The 888-nt window shown below is 74.1% G+C and carries 1 protein-coding gene and 1 pseudogene; one reads left to right on the plus strand and one right to left on the minus strand.

Translation table 11 applies throughout. The annotated features are described in order from the left end of the window. A pseudogene (locus KME77_RS26580) lies at nt 1-418 on the plus strand (MFS transporter); the annotation flags it as partial. Nucleotides 419-443: 25 nt separating this feature from the next. On the opposite strand, the gene KME77_RS26585 reads toward KME77_RS26580, so the two are convergent. Beyond that, nucleotides 444-888: cysteine dioxygenase (locus KME77_RS26585; RefSeq protein WP_219471679.1), on the minus strand; the 445-nt coding region annotated here is incomplete at its 5' end.

Raw genomic sequence — 888 nt, forward strand, 5'->3', positions numbered from 1 at the left:
GGTCGCCGCCACCCTCGCCGTCCCGGTCCTGGCCGGGCGGCGGCCGTCGCAGGTGCCGTACGTGATGGGGGCCGGGCTGCTGACCGTGGCCGGGTACCTGGGCATGCTGCTGGCCCCGGTCGCCGCGCCCTGGACGCCGTGGCTGTGGATGGTGGTGCTGGGCGTCGGCCAGGGCGCCTCGTTCGCGCTGGCGCTGCTGCTGATCGCGCTGCGCGCGCCCGACCCCGCGTCGGTGACCGCGCTGTCGTCGGTCGCCCAGTCTGCGGGGTACGCGCTGGCCGCGCTGGGGCCGGTGCTGTTCGGGCTGCTCAGGCAGGTGTCCGGCGGGTGGACGGTGCCGCTGCTGGCGGCGCTCGGGGTGCTGATGGTGCAGCTCGTGGCGGGCTGGTTCGCCGGGCGTCCCGCCAGCGTGGCGTAGACGCCGGCGGGGTGCTGCCGCGTGCTCAGGCCACGACCGCGTCGTCGATGACGGCGTTCTCGAGGACGGCGCTTTCCAGGACGGCGTCGTCCATGGGACGCAGCTCGTCGGCGTAGCTGACCGAGACGCGGCGCATCACGCCGGTGTCGTCGATCGAGTACTGGCCCAGGCGCCACAGCGGCGGCGAGTAGGCGTGGATGGAGACGCTGTTGTCCAGGGCGCCGTTCAGGCGGTGGATGTGGTCCGGCCCGAACGAGAACGACTGCCCCTCCGACACCACGGTCTCCAGGTGCTCGCCGCCGATGCGCGGGTTGCACTCCAGCAGCGCGCCCTGCACCACGTGGACCGCGCCGGAGGAGATGTCGTGGTCGTGCCAGCCCGTGTCGTCCTCCGGCCGCCAGCACAGCAGCCAGACGTCCACGTACGCGTCGCGGTACAGCGAGGCGTAGTGGCGGGCGGCCTCCTCGGGG

It is taken from the genome of Nonomuraea rhizosphaerae (assembly GCF_019396405.1).
Classification (GTDB): Bacteria; Actinomycetota; Actinomycetes; order Streptosporangiales; family Streptosporangiaceae; genus Nonomuraea; species Nonomuraea rhizosphaerae.